General features: G+C 40.8%; 1 protein-coding gene. It reads left to right on the plus strand.

Going from position 1 to position 1,737, the window contains the following annotated elements:
- The first annotated feature begins 75 nt into the window (after positions 1 to 75).
- Positions 76 to 1,620: an IS1182 family transposase gene (locus tag G466_RS0118865; protein ID WP_026815006.1), complete on the plus strand. Its 1,545-nt coding sequence runs from the start codon at positions 76 to 78 to the stop codon at positions 1,618 to 1,620.
- Positions 1,621 to 1,737 lie beyond the last annotated feature (117 nt).

The following is a 1,737-nucleotide window of genomic DNA, read 5'->3' on the forward strand; positions in this document are numbered from 1 at the left end:
GAGGCTGTCTAAAAAGGCAGCCTCTTTTTTGTGCTTTATATTTTAAGAAAAGTCCTGTTTTTCGTATCTTAAGGTATGAAAAGAAAAGTTGTATGGAAGACCAACAGTCAGGCACAATTGAGTCTTCTTCCACCCAGTTATGATGATCTTGTTCCAGAGCACCATCCTGTACGTATCGTCAACAACATTTTGGACCAGATAGATATTACCTCCATAGAAAGAACCTATAAAGGCGGTGGCACCTCAAGCTATCATCCTCGGGATTTGCTCAAAATCTTAGTCTACGCCTACCTTCGCAACTTGTATTCATCCCGTAAGATCGAACAGGCATTGGGCGAGAATGTTCATTTCATGTGGCTCAGTGGCTGTATCCGGCCTGACCATAATACCATCAGTAATTTTCGTTCAGGAAAACTCAAGGGAAAGTTCAAAAAGATCTTTAACCAAGTTGTCATTCTGCTGGCAGAACAAAGCTACTTGAGTTTAAAAGACATCTTTGTCGATGGCACCAAGATCGAGGCCAATGCCAATCGTTATACTTTTGTGTGGGGAAAGAGCATCAAGACATCACGCACGCGTATTGAAAATCAACTCAAGAGTTTATGGAGATATGTAGAGACCGTATATGCAGAGGAAGAACAAATGCCTAACCAGCCGGATAGCTTTAAAGCAATAGACCCTAATGAAGTATCACAAACGATCGATAAGATCAACAAGGCACTTCAAGGGAAGGATATTGATAAAAAAGTAAGGCAAAAACTCAATTACGCCAAGAAGAACTGGCCAAAGAATATTGCCAAGTACAATACCTACGAGCAACAAATGGGCGGACGCAACTCCATGAGCAAGACGGATCCCGACGCGACCTTTATGAGGATGAAAGAGGACCACATGCTAAATGGTCAGCTCAAACCTGGGTACAATCTACAAGCAGCCACCAACAATCAGTTTATAGCAAACTATACCCTTGCACGGACCACAACAGATACTACCACACTTATCGGGCATACCGAAGATTTTATAGCAGGTTATGGAAAACCACCTGAGACACTAACGGCCGATGCAGGTTATGGAAGCGATGAGAACTACACCTACCTCGAAGATAATAACATTGAGGCCTTTGTGAAATACAATTACTTCCACAAGGAACAGTTGGATGAAAAACGTAGTAAACACAAAAAACCATTTGCAGCGAATAGGCTCTTTTACAATAATGAAACAGACACCTATTATTGCCCCATGGGACAGCCCATGGAAAACATAGGAAGCCATGTAAAAAAGACTGCTACTGGATACCAGCAAAAAATAAACAGATACCAGGCTAAAAACTGTACAGGCTGTCAGCTTAGAAGCCTGTGCCATAAATCTCAAGGCAATCGGATCGTAGAGAGAAACCACAAGCTGGTCAGACTTAAAGCAATGGCGAAACAAAAGTTACTAAGTCCAGAAGGTATTGCTCACAGAAAACAAAGATGTTGGGATGTGGAGGCAGTATTTGGCAACATAAAACACAATATGGACTTTAGAAGGTTTATGTTAAGAGGTCTGGATAAAGTAGAAACAGAAATAGGTCTAATTGCAATGGCGCACAACCTTAAAAAAGTGAGTTTAGCGATGTAAGAATCGCTTTGACTCATTTTAACTGGCCACTAATCACCTAATTAACAAACCAAGTTCAAAATAATATCAGAAAAACCAAAAAATAAAAGGTCGCCTAAATAGTTTTTAGACGACCTC

Source organism: Arenibacter certesii DSM 19833, from assembly GCF_000429545.1.
Taxonomy (GTDB): Bacteria; Bacteroidota; Bacteroidia; order Flavobacteriales; family Flavobacteriaceae; genus Arenibacter; species Arenibacter certesii.